This is a genomic window from Mucilaginibacter sp. KACC 22773, assembly GCF_028736215.1.
In the GTDB taxonomy this organism is placed as follows: Bacteria; Bacteroidota; Bacteroidia; order Sphingobacteriales; family Sphingobacteriaceae; genus Mucilaginibacter.
Genome location: NZ_CP117883.1, coordinates 7,398,716 through 7,414,025, shown reverse-complemented (window position 1 = coordinate 7,414,025; position 15,310 = coordinate 7,398,716). Strand labels below are relative to the sequence as shown.

Sequence of the window (15,310 nt, the reverse complement as noted above, 5' to 3'; positions counted from 1 at the left end):
GGGTGTGTTATATGCGCGCGACTTAACGCTGAAAACACACCCCGGCTAATGCGCTTCCCATCGCGCCCCCTCTCTAGAGGGGAACAAAAAGTAAGGGGTTTTAAAAAGACAAAAGCTCCCCTATGCAATTCCCTTTTGAGAGTGGACGTAGAACGACGCTCCCCCTTTTTTAATTTCACTCCCCAACATATTCCTAAATTATTACCTTTAAACAAATTGACTGTTTATGAATAAAGTGTTTTACCTGTGTGTAGCGTTAGTTGTTTTGGGTGCCTGGAAATACCAGGACGATCACAAAAAAGGGTTTGTTGATGTTGCCGGCATCGACTCCCTGACAAAACCAGGCGATAATTTTTTTCGCTTTGTTAACGGGCGCTGGTACGATACCGCCAAAATTGCCGCCGATCAATCAGGCGTGGGTTCGTACAGCTTCATGAACATTCCGCAAAAGCTGCTGCTGCAAAACATCCTGGATAGTGTTTCAAAAGCCCGGAACCCCATGGGCAGCATCGACCAAAAGGTGGGCGATTTTTACGCCTCGGGCATGGATATCGCCACCATTAACCAACGCGGGTACCAGCCTATTAAACCCATACTGGCACAAATTGATGCTATTACGGGTGTGCCGTCACTCATGCAATTTGTAGCGGCGCAGCTCAAAACCGGGAACGGACTCATTATTGGCTTCGATATTTACCCCGATAACAAAAACAGCAGCATCAATATTGCCCATGTATCGCAAACCGGTATTGGCTTGCCAGAGAGGGATTATTATTTTAAAACAGATTCAGCCACGCTTGGCATTCAGCAGGCCTATAAAAAATACCTGGCCACCCTGTTCCAATTAACCGGGAGCAGCCCTGCCACCGCCGCAAAAAACGCGGCCATTGCCTACGGCATCGAGCAGCAAAACGCGGCAGCGCATAAAACCAATATCCAATTAAGGGATGTTAATGCCAATTACCATAAGGTAGCGGTTGCCGCCATCAGCAAAACACAAACTAATATAGGCTGGCCAACATTGCTTGCCGAACTGGGTGCAACAACCGACTCGCTTGATATGGGCCAGCCCGCTTATTACGATAAGTTGAACGGCATGTTGAAATCGGTACCCATAGCCGACTGGAAAATTTATTTAAAAGCCGCTACCCTCCAAAACTACGCCGAAATATTGAGCAAACCTTTTGCAGATGCCACGTTTGAATTTAACAAAGTATTAAACGGGCAAGCCGTACAAAAAACCCGCAGGCAGATCATGACGCAAAACGTCGACGGCTATTTGGGGCAGGCTTTGGGGCAGTTGTATGTAAAACGGTATTTTAACGAGGACGCCAAAAAACGGGTGCTGGTATTGGTAAACAACCTGCAAAAATCCTTCGAAAACAGGATCAATCACCTGGATTGGATGAGCGACAGCACCAAACAAAAAGCCAAAGAAAAATTATACGCCATCACCAAAAAATTAGGCTACCCCGATAAATGGCGCAATTACGATAAGGTGCAGATCAACCGGACCAAATACTTTGAAAACATCCTGTGGCTTAAACAAAACGATTATCAGTTTCAATTAGCCAAACTGAACAAGCCGGTTGATAAAACAGAATGGGGCACCACGCCATCTACAGTTACCGCTTATTACAACCCCTCGTTTAACGAGGTTGTTTTCCCGGCGGGCATCCTGCAATTTCCGTATTTCGATTTTTCGGCAGACGACGCCATCAACTACGGCGGCATCGGCATGGTAATTGGCCACGAAATGACCCACGCCTTTGACGACCAGGGTGCGCAGTTTGATAAAGACGGCAACGTAAAAAACTGGTGGACAAAAGAAGATTATGAAAAGTTTAGGGCCAAAACAAAACAGCTGGCCAATTTATATGGCTCGTTTACCGTGTTAGATACCGTACACATCAAAGGCGCACTCACCCTGGGCGAAAACACCGCCGACAATGGCGGCATAGCCATAGCCTACGACGCCTTTAAAATGACCGAACAAGGCAAAGGCAACACCAAAATTGACGGCTTCACGCCCGACCAGCGCTTCTTCCTGTCCATAGCCCGCATCTGGAGGGTAAAAACCAGGGACGAGTTTCTGCGCACCTACGTAAACACCAACCCCCACTCGCCCGCCATGTGGCGTGTAAATGGGCCATTAATGAATTTCGCCCCGTTTTACAAAGCATTCAACGTGCAGCCTGGTGATAAAAATTACAAAGCGGAAGGGGAGAGGGTTAAGATTTGGTAGGGAGGGCAGCCCCAACGGATGCAATTAGACTTATATATTCAATACCAAGCAAGAGGCCCATAGGGCATAGCCTTGTGGTAGCTGAATTTATTTCATATGTAATACAATAGAACTCCCCTAAATAAAAAAGACCGGCAAAACCAGTCTTTTTTATTTAGGGGAGAGTTTGGGTTTTTATTTGATGACGATCGTAATGCTTCGTCTGAGGGTGTCACCCCGAGCGCCGAGGACTTTGGCTTCGGCTTTGAAGGCGCCCCTGGCGATGAAGGGGTTGCTGATGACGAATGTGCCCTGGTGTGAGGCTGAATTTACGAAGGCTGGGTAGACCAGGGAATTGCTGCCGAGGTCGGGTTTGACGCTGAGCCAGATCCTGACGGGGTCGCTGGGGAGGCCATGACCGGGGTTCCGGAACAGGTTTACGGTGAGGGTTACGGTTTGGGAGGTATCGGGTTTGTAGTTGTCAGCCGTTACCAGGAGGTCTTCAGGCGGCGCGGCCACAAAGTTGATAATTGTGTTGATGCTGGCGGCCTTTACTTTGGCTGTCACCGTGGCGCTGCCGGGAGTGGAGGAACGTAATTTAGCCAGGGCCTTTCCGCCAGCATCGGCAGTTAGGGTGATGGTGCTGGTGCCGCCTATGAATGTGCCAAGGCTGCTGCTGAGGGTTACGATGCGGTTTGCGGAGTCACTTGCGGGATTGATGCTGACTTCAATGAGACTGATGTCGGTGGTGTCGGCGAGCGGCGTGGCGTTACTAACTTTACTGATCGATATAACTTCGGAAATCTTTACGGATTTGTCGCTGCCGAGAGTGTATACGTCGTCGTCTTTTTTTCCGCAGGCACTTGCCAGCAGGCAAAGGCAGAGGATCCATGTGTGTCTTTTCATACGGTGTCTTTTTAAGAATAAATGAAAGTGAAGGGCGCGTCGTCTGTACTGTTGTCGTTGGCTTTGGCATGCAGGTTACCGGCGGTGATCTTGGGTGCCGGCGGGGCTACTTTGACTTCTATATTGATGGTTTTGCTGAATGAGGACGATGTTGTTTTGAAGGTTGCTGTCCAGGAAGGGGAACTTCCTGCGGCAACTTTGACGTCAGGGTTTGTCGGGTCCAGGGTGATGCTGAGGTCTACGTCGTTATCACTCAGGGCGGTTACAAAGCCGTCAAAGGTAAAGGTTACGGCGGTAATGCCTTTTTTTAATGATTTGGGACTTACTTTTAAGTTATTGATTACTACGCTCATGATATGTCGGGTTTGAGTTTATTTGAAAATAGAGTCGCCTATGCCTGAGAACAGGGTTTTTGCATCAAGGTCAATGGAAAAGGATACGAAGGGGCTCAGCGAGGTATGGTAGTGATTGGTGCCGAGGGACGGATTTTCACCGTACCTGTAATGTACGAGCACGCCGCCGTTGAGTTTGAAGAAGGGCACGAGTTTAAACCCGGCTCCTACAACAAGGGCTTTATCCCCGATGAGGCCTTTGCGCACATTATCCTGGGCGATGGAGTTTAGGGTGATGCCGATCAAAAGGGATGTCCTTACCGCAAACCAGTCACCGATGGTGGAATATTGGCTGAGTGGTATGGATTTGTCGACCGGTCTGAAATAGAGGTTGAAGCCTGAATAGGCTAAGCCGCGGTCGATGCGGAATACCTGGGCGTAACCGAGATCGAGGGTGACGTAGAGTTTGGAGGCTTTCAGAAAATCGTCAACGTAAGTGTCGTCAAGGGTTTCAAAAACGGTTATGTTTGGTATAATCACGACGTCGATGATCTGTTTGACCAAGGCATCTTTTAAGGGCTCCACCTGGTTGAGGTATTTTTTGGTGTCGGTTATTCCACTGCTTACAACGGCATGTACGCCTGCATTTTTTACTATCGCGGTGTCTTTATCGATTCCGTCAAGAACAGCCAGAAAGGCGGTATGGTCAAGTCCATTTGTACTGAAGATTCCCCAGTCGGTGGTGTTGAGCATAGTTTGTTCGAGGTTCGCGATGGCCTGTGTTTTGGAACTGAACTTGTTATCAGATTTTAGTTTTTGAGTAACTTTGGCTAATGATGCGCGGATGTTCCTGTAGTTATCGAGCATGCCTTGGAAAGCTTCGAGTGCTTTGATGGGTTCAAGTTTGGATACATGGTATTTTGGATCGATGTCGGTTACGGCTGTTGTCAGGGATTGCTGAAGGTCTGTATTTTCCTGGTTGATGATAGCGTCTGCAGGCAGAAGTGTTCCGAGGGATGTCCGGGCTAATTTGTTTACAGCTTCTGAAACAGCGCGGCTTACAGCAAGGCCAGTCTTAAGCTGTGTTTGCTGTGTAGCGTTTAAGGGGACTTCGCCGGAAGTTTCGATCCTGATGGAATAAGATGCGTTTGGAGCAAGGCCTTTTGCGCAATGTGCATAGCCTATCGTTGCGGCGGCGGCTTCGGAGCCTGATCCGCGTTGCCAGCCATCGAGGACAATGACTTCCTCGGGGGGGGCCGAACTGTGTTTTCCACCACTCGCCTGCCCTTTCCTGTTGGGATACTCCCTGGTAATGGTTACCTTAATGGAGCTGACGGAAGTTGGGATACCGGTGAACCGGATGCTGAATGTCTTGTCAAAGGGCAAGACGCGGTTAAACCGGAGGTAATATGGGTCGGTTGGGATGAAGCTGTAAACGATGGGTTGTTTGTCGTTGGCAAAGTCATCAGTTGCCGGGGCCGGGGCCGTTGTTGCGGCGGGAGTTGTGGCGGCAGCGGTTCCGGCTGCTGCGTTGGGTGTCTGCGCTAAGGCGCGGGTCGCGCCGGATAGCAGGAGACACCAGAGTAGGTACTTTATTTTCATATGATCAGGGTTTTAGAAACACGGTTTGACTGGCAAGGCTGTCCTTGGCTGTTTTATAGATGGCGGTGAGGTAATAATGCTTATCGTCGAGCTTGATTGACCTGGCCAGGGAGTAGTGGAGGTCGTACCTGGGATGGCTAAGTACGTGGCTGAAGGTGTCGAGCATACTGGAGGTTGTAAAGGTGCTGCCGGCAGAGAGTCTGAATTTGATGGTGCTGCTGTCCGGTGAATAGCCTGATATGTCCAGCGCGGAGATTTGCTTTGTTCCTTTTAGCGTTGTTGTCAGGTATTGGGCGCTGAGCTTTGGTGCCAGGTCGGGTTTGTCCTGCGGTTTTTGAAAGGCAAGGACGATGGCGAGCGGGAGGATGCCCATGCCGGTGACCATGGCTATGGAAGAGGTGACGATGAGCCACCTGGAGGTGAGGTTGGATTTGCTGAAGGTATCCCTGATAGATGCAGAGCTGTCGGGGTTGGGCATGCTGCGGGATACGAGGGTTATAGCAAGGCTTGATACTGCATAGGCGATGAGTAACAGGAACAATCCTGCTCCAAAGATCCATAGGCTTAATGATCCGGGTTTGGGGTCTTTAACGATGACGCCAAAGATGGTTGTTCCTGTTCCGACGGTAAAGAACCATTTGATGGTATTCTGGATGTTATCGACCTGGTTTTTGAAGCGTTCTTCTGTTCCGTTTACCCAGGTTCTGGATAATTTGAACCAGTCCCATTTGTTGATGGGTTGTGAATCGAGGGGAATGTTGGTTCCGGCGATGGTACCGATGACCGGCTGCTGAGGTGTTGCTGGGGTATTGGCCATTTGGTTCGGGATTTAGTTGTTATAATCGCAGCAGATGCCGCATACACTGCAGCATAGGGTAATGGATTGCTGGGCTGCGAGGTTGAGGGACCTTTTTGGTACGCCGATTTCTATGTGTCCAATGTTGAATCCTCCGAGAGAGCCTGAAATTTTTTGATCGGAGCTGATGGTGATGCTTTTGTGCTTTTCGGGATTATCGAATAAGTTGTTGATAGCTTCGAGTGTGGATTTCGCAAGAAATCCGTCTTCCAAAAAAAGTACCGGGTGTTCGATGGCGCTGGTTTGATGATTGACAAGGGCCACTATTGGTCCTTGTGGTGTGAGGATGTTTCCGCAATTGGGGTTACAACATTGATAAGTTTGCATATTCGATAAGGTTATTCGGGTTCAACAAGACGAATATAATAATAACGAAATGAATATCAATGCGTTAATTACGCATATTGATACCGTATTTTTACGGTAAAAAGTTCCCTTTTCATTAATTTTTACGAAATACCGGGCTGTTATTGTCTTATTTCAGGAAAAACTTTCCAATGTGTTAAAAAGGTTTCTTTTTTTACTTTTTTTTATTTGTTTAACAACGCATAGAGATGCGTTTGCCGTGTGATAAATGGTGGCGATTATGTATAAATTCGTGCAGGAATTTTCTGATGAGGGTAGGTACAACAAGGAAACAACTGGTGATCAGGCCATCGTGATCTTTTCTTGCCCCTTTTAGCGCAGTGTTGTGCGGCTCTGCCCTTGTTGGTGTTCCCCGCCGCACTTTGTTGTCTCCAACAAACTCGTTACCCGTTATAATGTCGTAATAGTCAAAGCCATCTGCCCTCGCTCCCGCAAGAACTTTTTGCGCTGCCGCAAGCCCGATGTCATTAAGTTAAGGTATTAAATTACTGACTATCAATTAATTAACTTGTTTTATTGCGCTATTATTTGTGCATTTAATTCATAATCAATTAGTTAAAGTGCAAAAAAAACCTCATTTTTAATCGTAGAAAAATTGAGGGAGACAATTTTCAGTAAGGAACTTGTTCTGAAGTTTAAGATGAATAAGCAAGACTTTACCAGGAATAGAAAGCAACCATTTAGCGCCACTTTATTATTTATGTTCAATTTGTTAAGGCGAAGCCTTACAATTGAAATAGATGGTTTTGTACGTTATTTGAACGAACGTTTTTCTTCGGGCACCCGTCATTTTACAACGAGTGCATTTATTCAAAACCGGAAAAAGATCGATCCGGCCGTTTTTAGTCATCTTTCAGGAGTGATTATTGATAACTTTTATACTCCTGAAAATGATACGTTAAACTATTTGAACGGCATTAGAGTGCTGGCTGTTGACAGCTCCAAGCTTACTCTGCCCCCGCTCCCGCAAGAACTTTTTGTGCCGCCGCTTCCAGGCTTGTGTGCCCGCTGACAGGTAAACGCCATGCTAAGTATACGCCACGCAAATCCCGGATGTTGTTTTATATTCGGGATTTGTATTTTAAGCGGGGCGAAAGGGTAATATTAAAAGATTGAGGTTAACAAGTTGTGTAGTTGATTGTCCTAAAGGCGTGGCGTATATTTAGCATGCGGGCGCACAAGCCAGGAGGCTTGCGGCAGCGAAAGGGCTTAAAAATTCAGGTAGTCCATAACATTTGATTATTGGCCGGCAGTTTTAGTATAATCCAGTTCCCTTACCTTAACAAAATCATTACCATGCATTTCATAGAACTCTTCTTTATAGTGATTAGCATCTATGATGGTTAAAACCCGGCGGTTTTTTTGAGCCTGTCCAGGAATCAGTTCGTCCTCCCAATCGTAAGTAAAGGCCTGCTTAGCCGCATCAAAAGTTCCCGTTTGCATTTGAATGTCGCTGCCGATATGGTTGTTGATAGAGGTGGTGATATATTTCTTTTTTGGATTATCAAAACCTTCAATTTGCATGCTTTGATAAAAATCTTCCTTCATTTTGCCATCTGCAACTGGTAGCGGCAATTTTCCGCCCGTCATTTCAACGCTGTAAAATCGGCCGTAGTAAATAACTTTGCGCACAAGGGTACCTTTTACAAAAGCCAGCTTGGCGTCCTGGAACAACCAGGTGCCTGCCAGTTTTTCTAATTGCGCATGGGCATTTCCCGGCCGCGAATAATCAAGCAATTGGGTCATGGTGTCCGGCTGTTTCGGCGCCTGGGCATAAGTCGCGAAATTAACAGTTGTATAAATAAGAGTGGCCAGGCATATCCTGATGGCGGCGCTTAGCCGAATTGTTTTTTTCATAGGATTTTATATGTTTATAAGTACACCCCAAAAAAGGCAATTATTAACCGGTTTGCCTTACGCATGCGTTGCAAATACTTTAGTATTTGTTGCATTAGCAAACCTGAAGCCGGATGTTGAACCAGCCCCTGGCGCAAATGCTGTGCGGCTGGCCGCGGGAAGATCACTTGTGATTTTTGTAAACAGATCACATCTTAAGCACAGGTAGGCTACCGCTCCTGTCCTGGCATATATGCGCTAAAAACGGGTTTTACTCCGCCGGTTAAATGCAGCATGTGCGCCGGGCGGAGTAATCATATTTATTAGTCTTTTATGCACCTAACCGAGTAGCCGTAATATTTAAGGTTTTCGTGACGTTCAAAGTAGCCTTTTACATACAGGGCCATATATACCGCGTTGGCGGTGGTAGTGGGGGTTGTGCTCCACCATTTTCCGTAGTAGCCTATACTTGTAAAAACACCCTGAAATGCATCAAAATCACGGGCGCCACCGGGCAGGCCGGTAAACAGGGTGCTGTTGGTGGCGCCGGTATTGGCTATCCAGTGGGTTGTGCCTTGTTCCTGTATTTTGCTGCCATCTTCGCGGGTTCCGCCAATATAAGTGTATAGGGTGTTCCACTCCGCATCGGTAGGGATGTGCCAGCCGGCAGGGGCAAGCTTATGCAGGTTGGTTACGGCATGCCAGTTATATAGCTTACCGTAAATTTTACCGATGGCTGCGTCGTTTTTATAATTGCAATATGCCCCGGTTGATAGTCCTTTCCAGGTGTTGTCGTCGGTTACATTTGGTATCGGGGTACCATCGCTGTAATGTGTTACTTTAAGGTTTTCTATCATCCAGGTTTGTGTGCCAATTTTTATGGTGCTATAAACGTTGCCGTCAACATCGGTAACGGTACCCGTAGCGGGGCGGTCGGTAACGGTTAATACTGCGCTGATGCTTCCTGCCGTGTAATTACCATTGGCTGCCTGCATGGCGGTTATGGTAGTTTGCCCTTTAGCCTTAATAGTAACCGTATTGCCCGATACGGTAGCTACGGCTGTATTACTGCTGGTATAAGTAAATGTACCGGCACTGTTGCTATTGGGCTTTATTAGCGTAAAAGCTGCTTCGCCAAGGTACTTACCCGGCACAGTAAAGTTTGAAAGTGTTGGAGCCATTGCTTTGGCAAGCACAATCAGCGTTGCCTGTACCGAATCGGCTTTGTAAGTGCCCGTTGCCGCCTGCACGGCAGTTATATAGCTGTATCCTGCTCCTTTTATAGTTACCGTATTACCCGAGATTGTTGCTACCGCCGGATTGCTGCTTTTATAAGTAAACGCTCCCGTACTGTTGCTTGTGGGTTTAACAAGAGTGAAAGCCGGATCGCCCATTTTTTTGTTTGGTACTGTAAAGCCGGTGATAGTTGGCTTAATTAAGCCGGTTACCGTAAAAGTTGTTTGTATCGAGTCGGCCCTGAAGTTGGCGGTTGCAGCTTGTATAGCTACAATGGTACAGGTGCCCGGCCCCTTAAGCACTATTTTATAGCTACTTATGGTAATAGCCACATTGGGGTTAAGGCTTTTGAAAGTGAATGCCCCCGTACTGTTGCTTTTTGGATAAGGAGGTAAAAAAGGTACGTCGGTTTCTTTTTTATTGGGAATAGTGAACGTTGTTAAAGTTGGCGCGGCAAGGCCTACCGTAAAATTGGCTTTCACCGAATCGGCGGTAAAGTTTTTGGTGGCGGCCTGTTTGGCTGTAATTACCGATAATCCGGTGCCCGTAATGGTAATAGTTTGACCGCTTATGGTAGCTACTTTTTTATTACTGCTGGTATAGGTTATAGCGCCATCGCTGGTGCTTTTTGGGGCGGTTATAGTAAAAGGCTTATCGGTAAACTCCTTTGCCGGCAGGGTAAAATTGCCAAAGGTTGGTGCTACCGGTTGGGTAATGTTTGCATTTTGGGCGCTTTTGGAGCAGCCGGCCAGTACAGCAATTAATAAGATAAGGCAGGTTTTTAATAAAAGTTTCATTAACAATATTTTGCACGAAGATAAAGATATTGCTTGTGTATGTAATTTTTTTCTTTGAACTATTGTTAGCCCCCGCCGCAAGAACTTTTTGTGCTGCTGCAAGCCTCCAGGCTTGTGTGCCCGCTGGCAGGTAAACGCTATGCTAAGTATACGCCACGCAAATCCCGGATGTTATAATATATCCGTGATTTTTATTTTAAAGCGGGGCGAAAGAGTAATATTAAAAGATTGAGGTTGACAAGTTGTGTAGTTGATTGTCCTAAAGGCATGGCGTATACTTAGCAGGCGGGCGCACAAGCCAGGAGGCTTGCAACAGCGAAGGCTTTAATTTATAGTGTTGGGATTGATATACTTCAACGCGGTAACCTTTAAAAAATCTTTATCATTATCGGCTATCAAGGTTAAATCACGGGTAATTGCGGTGGCGGCTATGATAGCATCGGGCAATTTAAGTTGATGGTACTTTCTAATCCGTATGGCTTCGGCAATTATCTCGGCATCAATACCTACAATATCGGCCTGGGTAACAAAAAGGCTATAAATTTCCAGATCTTCCTCATTGGACGGATTCCAAACCTGTAGCTCAATTTCAGAAATGAAGGATAATTGTGATTCGTCGTCAATAACCTCATCTATAAATTTTAAACCGCCGGCAGGCAATGATTCGTTAAGGTATTTGATTACAGCCGATGTGTCAATCAGATAGGTCTTTGCCGTTCGTCGCGCAGATTATGGAGTTGCTTATCAATATCCTCATTGCTCATTTTGGTTTGTATTTTTTGACGCAAGGACGATAGCCGGGCAGGCTTCTTTATTACCTTGATAAGGTTAAGCTCTTCCAGGTCTTTCAGAATTTTGTAAGCCTTTTGATTCGTAAGTTCTATAGTAACCGTTTCCATATACACGTTTTAGGTAACAGTAAAATTCTATCTGCATTATAAAGTTAGTGATAATTATTTTGTTGAAGGGCATTAATTTGAGGAAAACCGCTCATTGTAAGTATAGCCCTTTCAATACACCCCGGTATTCGCAGTTATTTGAAAACACACCAGGGGCAAAGAACGAGTGTGTAAAAACCTTAAATTTTAGTCGGCATAACGTTTTGTGAATAAATACAATATGTTAATATTTGTATATTAAATTGAGCACCTTCAGTTAAATAAACCAATTATGAAATTAAGGCTAATTTTATCATTCCTGCTTTTAACCATTTCTTTTACCGTGTTTAGCCAGGAAAAGCAGAACGTAACTATTGTTGAAAAAGGCTTAATTAAAGTATCTGTGATGTACCCTTATGCCGAAGGTAAAACCTTTAATATGGAGTACTATGAAACTAAGCACATGCCAATGGTAGCGCGGTTTTTAGGATCGAATTTGGTTAAATACACTATCGAAAAAGGGATGGCCAGTGGTATCCCAAACCAACCGCTGCCCTTTATGGCTATTGGCACATTTTATATAAAAAGCCTGAGCGACTATCAAGCCGCTGTCGCGCCAAACAGAGATGCCATTCGTGCTGATTTTCCAAATTATACCAATATCACTCCCGTTATTTTGGTAAGTGAGGTGATAAAGTAAACATAACATTTAGCTTCCGGCCGGTGTTATCACCACAACAGCCAAAGCTTGAGTTTTACATATGCTTTATTTGCAAATTTATATAATACCCGGCTTCCGCGAGGGCCAACCGGAGGGCGTGCGGTGATAATGCCGGCCCGGCTCAATCCGAAATTTTGCCCGGGTTAAAAAAATTAGCCATGGGTAGTGTACCACCCTGTACCAGGGTGTTTCAGGGTGTACCAGGGTGTTTCACCCCGTTTCATGGTGTGTCAGGGTGTTTCATTGCCAGGTGGTACACACAGTTTGTTGGTTATACATACTACCTAAATATCAAGTACAACAACGTCAACCAGCAACGCCTTACCGATATGCAAACAAACGTTCAAAAGGTACTTGATAAATTACAAAGTAGTTTTAAAGTCAATTCAGGTGCTTTTGCGCTGCTGTTATTGGTCCCTATTTAAATATTACTGCTAATTTTGTTTTTGGTAACCAGGAGCAACCCTGTTTTACATCTATCCAAATCAAAACAACAATGGCTACACTCATTGATTTAATAGGCAATACGCCTATGGTTGAAATTAAAAAGCTAAACCCAAACCCCAACGTACAGATATTTGCCAAGCTGGAAGGTAACAATCCCGGCGGGAGCGTTAAAGACCGCGCATCGCTCAACATGATCCGTAGTGCCATTGAGCGGGGCGATATTAAACCCGGCACTAAACTAATTGAGGCAACAAGCGGCAATACAGGTATAGCACTGGCTATGATTGCGCGGTTATTTGATTTGGAAATTGAATTGGTAATGCCCTCAAACTCCACCCGCGAACGTACCCTTACCATGGAAGCTTTCGGGGCCAAAGTAACTTTATTAGAAGGCATTGAACTTTGTCGCGATTATGCCGAAGAAAAGGCCGCCACCGGTGAGTTTTACCTGGTAAACCAGTTTGCCAACCCGGATAATTTTGGCGCACATATTAAAACCACCGGCCCCGAAATCTGGCGCGATACGGAAGGCAAAATAACCCATTTTGTAAGCGCCATGGGCACAACCGGCACTATAATGGGTTGCTCCATGTACCTTAAGCAGCAAAATAATGATATCCAGATAGTGGGCTGCCAGCCTACCGAAGGTTCATCCATCCCCGGCATCCGCAGGTGGCCAGCCGCTTATCTGCCTAAAATATTCGACGCATCAAGGGTAGATAGGGTGATGGATATTTCAGAAGAAGAAGCTACCCAAAGGGCACGCGAACTGGCCAAAGTTGAAGGCGTATTTGCGGGCATGAGCAGTGGCGGCGCATTATCGGCAGCTATAAAATTAGCCTCCGAATTAAAAGAAGGCGTAATCGTATTTATTTGCTGCGATCGTGGCGACAGGTATTTAAGCAGCGAATTGTTTGGGTAGCTTTTGATTTTTTACTGCCCCAACTGATAGCTAATAACCACCGTTGGCAATAAGGTAGCGTTATCAAGCGGAATTTGATTGTCTGTAATTATCGGCTTACGCTGAGCATAAAAATCAAACATGTGCTTCTCTAAACTCTTACCCGGTACAGCCGGCGGAATGAAGCCGACAGAGAAAGGCAGCACAAAATCATGAACCTTTTCATGATCGGGGATAATCCATTTATGGTTTGATTTTTTTAACGCTTCAATAATAGGCACCGTTAAAACATAGTCATCAGCGTAATAAATCACTATTCGTGTTATTGTTCCCTTTGTATCAGCAGTAAATTTAAAAACGGCTGTTCCTGCAGCCCTTTTCTTAATTATCTCGGGCGATACAACAACACTATCTTTAAAAAAGGAACTCATTACCGGGGCGCCTCCCTGGAAAGGGAAAGCAAGTTGTGTTTGTGCCGTAGCGCAAACTGATGATAAAACTACTATGGCTAATAATATGGTCTTTTTCATTAATTGTATTCTTATGTTAACTGCTTACTTTGGCTGGGGGCGTTCACTTGGGTCGCGTTTGCTGCCGTCATATAACTCATACTCAAATAAACGGCAATCCAGCTTGCCATTATAAAACTCTATTCTGCGCGATGGGCGTAAGCCAATCTTTTTTGCCAGGTCGGGGTTTCCTGTAAAAACATATCCCCTGTATCCAAGGCATTTCTTTTTCAAAAAGTCGCCCATTCTTTTATAGGTAATCTCCAGTTTGCTGTGTACACCTAAGCGTTCACCATATTCCGGGTTAAACATCACCACACCCGGTTCTTCAGGTACTTCGGTATCTTCAAAGTCACAAACAGCAAAATCAATTAAATGTTCTACTCCCGCGGTTTTCGCATTTTTTTGAGCGATATCGATAGCGTCTTCAGATATATCAGTAGCTATAATTTTAAAGCCGGTTTCTTTCTTAGCTTTATCTTTCAACTTACGGCGCTCTACAAAAAATACATTTTCATCGTACCCCATGATGTGCATAAAGCCATAATTCATCCTGAATAATCCGGGATGCTTATCAGTAGCCAACAGAGCTGCCTCAATAGCCAAAGTACCCGATCCGCACATCGGGTTAATAAATGTGCTCTTCCTGTCCCAGTTGGTAGCCATAATGGTTGATGTGGCCAAAGCTTCCAGCATGGGCGCTTTACCGGGTATTTTGCGATAGCTATGTTTGGCCAATGTCTCGCCCGAAGTATCCATAAATATATCGGCCTCATCATCCTGCCAGTACAAGTGCACCAGGGTTTTATTTGCGTCGGCACCTGAGTTAGGGCGAATGCCTTTAACTTCCTTGATTCTGTCAACAATAGCATCTTTCACCTTTACATTGGCAAACAACGGTGTAAGTATATGTTCGTTGTTAACGTTCGAGGTTACAGAAAAGTACCCGCTAAAGTCTATAAGTTTCTCCCATTCAATGGTAACTAATTCGTCGTACAGCTCTTTCGGGTCGGCGGCTTTAAAACTCTTTATTAAATAAAGCACCTGGCTTGCGCAGCGCAGGTTTAAGTTTAACGCTATGGTATCTGTAACTGTGCCTTTAAGCTCCACCCCGGTTTGAAAAACGCGGACCGGTGTGTAGCCCAAAGCCTCTACCTCCTGTTGAAGATAGCCTGACAATCTTTTATTGCAGGTAATTATTATTTTACTTTCGTTGTGGAAAACTTGCATGATATTTTGCGAAATTAAGCATTAAAAACGCCCTATTTTAATTTCTTATCTATTAACTTTACATTTTAAATTATTTGAAGATTATGGAAGTTAAAGGTAAAGTACATGAAGTGTCGCCAACACAACAGGTAACCGACTCACTAAAGAAGCGCGAATTGATATTAGAATATATTGAAAACCCTCAATATCCTGAATATTTGAAGTTCGAAGCTATACAAGATCGCTGTGCTTTGATTGATAATGTAAAGATAGGCGATGACGTTGAAGTTTTCTTTAACCTGCGTGGCCGTCCATGGACTGATAAAACAGGCAAAAAAAGCTATTTCAACTCGTTACAGCTATGGAAAATTAACGTTCTTGCAGGTGCAGGCTCCGCATCTGCGCCAGAATATGCAGCACCGGCCGCAGACATCAGCTCATCAAGCGATGACGACGATTTGCCATTTTAATTGGTATGTCATTTGCATAA

General features: G+C 45.2%; 16 protein-coding genes. 5 read left to right on the top strand and 11 right to left on the bottom strand.

Annotated elements, in window-relative coordinates; translation table 11 throughout:
- The first annotated feature begins 226 nt into the window (after nucleotides 1–226).
- Nucleotides 227–2,245, top strand: coding sequence for a M13 family metallopeptidase (locus PQ469_RS30780; RefSeq protein WP_274211065.1), 2,019 nt, complete (start codon nucleotides 227–229; stop codon nucleotides 2,243–2,245).
- Between the two features lie 174 nt (nucleotides 2,246–2,419).
- On the opposite strand, the gene PQ469_RS30775 is transcribed toward PQ469_RS30780, so the two are convergent.
- Genes PQ469_RS30775 through PQ469_RS30755 form a run of 5 tightly spaced genes read right to left on the bottom strand, consistent with a single transcriptional unit; the run spans nucleotide 2,420 to nucleotide 6,247 of the window.
- Complete coding sequence (locus PQ469_RS30775; protein ID WP_274211064.1) at nucleotides 2,420–3,130, bottom strand: Ig-like domain-containing protein; 711 nt, start codon at nucleotides 3,128–3,130, stop codon at nucleotides 2,420–2,422.
- An 11-nt stretch (nucleotides 3,131–3,141) separates the two neighbouring features.
- Nucleotides 3,142–3,483: a hypothetical protein gene (locus PQ469_RS30770; protein ID WP_274211063.1), complete on the bottom strand. Its 342-nt coding sequence runs from the start codon at nucleotides 3,481–3,483 to the stop codon at nucleotides 3,142–3,144.
- A gap of 18 nt (nucleotides 3,484–3,501) precedes the next feature.
- A complete protein-coding gene (locus PQ469_RS30765) occupies nucleotides 3,502–5,064 on the bottom strand; it encodes a hypothetical protein (RefSeq protein WP_274211062.1) in 1,563 nt (520 codons plus the stop codon).
- A 4-nt stretch (nucleotides 5,065–5,068) separates the two neighbouring features.
- Entirely contained in the window at nucleotides 5,069–5,881 is an 813-nt protein-coding gene (locus PQ469_RS30760) for a hypothetical protein (RefSeq protein WP_274211061.1), read from the bottom strand.
- A gap of 12 nt (nucleotides 5,882–5,893) precedes the next feature.
- The gene (locus PQ469_RS30755; RefSeq protein WP_274211060.1) at nucleotides 5,894–6,247 is read right to left on the bottom strand and encodes a hypothetical protein; all 354 of its coding nucleotides are present in this window, start codon (nucleotides 6,245–6,247) and stop codon (nucleotides 5,894–5,896) included.
- Between the two features lie 679 nt (nucleotides 6,248–6,926).
- Between PQ469_RS30755 and PQ469_RS30750 the strand changes: the two genes are divergently transcribed.
- Nucleotides 6,927–7,298, top strand: a complete 372-nt coding sequence (locus PQ469_RS30750; protein WP_274211059.1) for a hypothetical protein — start codon at nucleotides 6,927–6,929, stop codon at nucleotides 7,296–7,298.
- Between the two features lie 227 nt (nucleotides 7,299–7,525).
- On the opposite strand, the gene PQ469_RS30745 is transcribed toward PQ469_RS30750, so the two are convergent.
- The 4 genes from PQ469_RS30745 to PQ469_RS30730 form a co-directional block, all read right to left on the bottom strand.
- On the bottom strand, nucleotides 7,526–8,143 hold the full coding sequence (locus PQ469_RS30745) for a DUF1579 family protein (RefSeq protein ID WP_274211058.1): 618 nt from the start codon (nucleotides 8,141–8,143) through the stop codon (nucleotides 7,526–7,528).
- Between the two features lie 302 nt (nucleotides 8,144–8,445).
- A complete protein-coding gene (locus tag PQ469_RS30740; RefSeq protein ID WP_274211057.1) occupies nucleotides 8,446–10,155 on the bottom strand; it encodes an FISUMP domain-containing protein in 1,710 nt (569 codons plus the stop codon).
- A 324-nt stretch (nucleotides 10,156–10,479) separates the two neighbouring features.
- Entirely contained in the window at nucleotides 10,480–10,815 is a 336-nt protein-coding gene (locus PQ469_RS30735) for a type II toxin-antitoxin system VapC family toxin (protein WP_274211056.1), read from the bottom strand.
- 38 nt (nucleotides 10,816–10,853) lie between these two features.
- On the bottom strand, nucleotides 10,854–11,054 hold the full coding sequence (locus PQ469_RS30730) for a hypothetical protein (protein WP_274211055.1): 201 nt from the start codon (nucleotides 11,052–11,054) through the stop codon (nucleotides 10,854–10,856).
- A 271-nt stretch (nucleotides 11,055–11,325) separates the two neighbouring features.
- Between PQ469_RS30730 and PQ469_RS30725 the strand changes: the two genes are divergently transcribed.
- Nucleotides 11,326–11,733, top strand: coding sequence for an EthD family reductase (locus PQ469_RS30725; RefSeq protein WP_274211054.1), 408 nt, complete (start codon nucleotides 11,326–11,328; stop codon nucleotides 11,731–11,733).
- 517 nt (nucleotides 11,734–12,250) lie between these two features.
- Nucleotides 12,251–13,123 carry a cysteine synthase CysM gene (gene cysM, locus PQ469_RS30720; protein ID WP_090638993.1) on the top strand — a complete coding sequence of 291 codons (873 nt, stop codon included), beginning with the start codon at nucleotides 12,251–12,253 and terminating at the stop codon, nucleotides 13,121–13,123.
- 11 nt (nucleotides 13,124–13,134) lie between these two features.
- On the opposite strand, the gene PQ469_RS30715 is transcribed toward cysM, so the two are convergent.
- On the bottom strand, nucleotides 13,135–13,632 hold the full coding sequence (locus PQ469_RS30715; RefSeq protein ID WP_274211053.1) for a hypothetical protein: 498 nt from the start codon (nucleotides 13,630–13,632) through the stop codon (nucleotides 13,135–13,137).
- Nucleotides 13,633–13,656: 24 nt separating this feature from the next.
- Nucleotides 13,657–14,841 carry a THUMP domain-containing class I SAM-dependent RNA methyltransferase gene (locus PQ469_RS30710; RefSeq protein ID WP_274211052.1) on the bottom strand — a complete coding sequence of 395 codons (1,185 nt, stop codon included), beginning with the start codon at nucleotides 14,839–14,841 and terminating at the stop codon, nucleotides 13,657–13,659.
- A gap of 83 nt (nucleotides 14,842–14,924) precedes the next feature.
- On the opposite strand from PQ469_RS30710, the gene PQ469_RS30705 reads away from it, so the two are divergent.
- On the top strand, nucleotides 14,925–15,290 hold the full coding sequence (locus tag PQ469_RS30705; RefSeq protein ID WP_274211051.1) for a DUF3127 domain-containing protein: 366 nt from the start codon (nucleotides 14,925–14,927) through the stop codon (nucleotides 15,288–15,290).
- The last annotated feature ends 20 nt before the right edge of the window (nucleotides 15,291–15,310 follow it).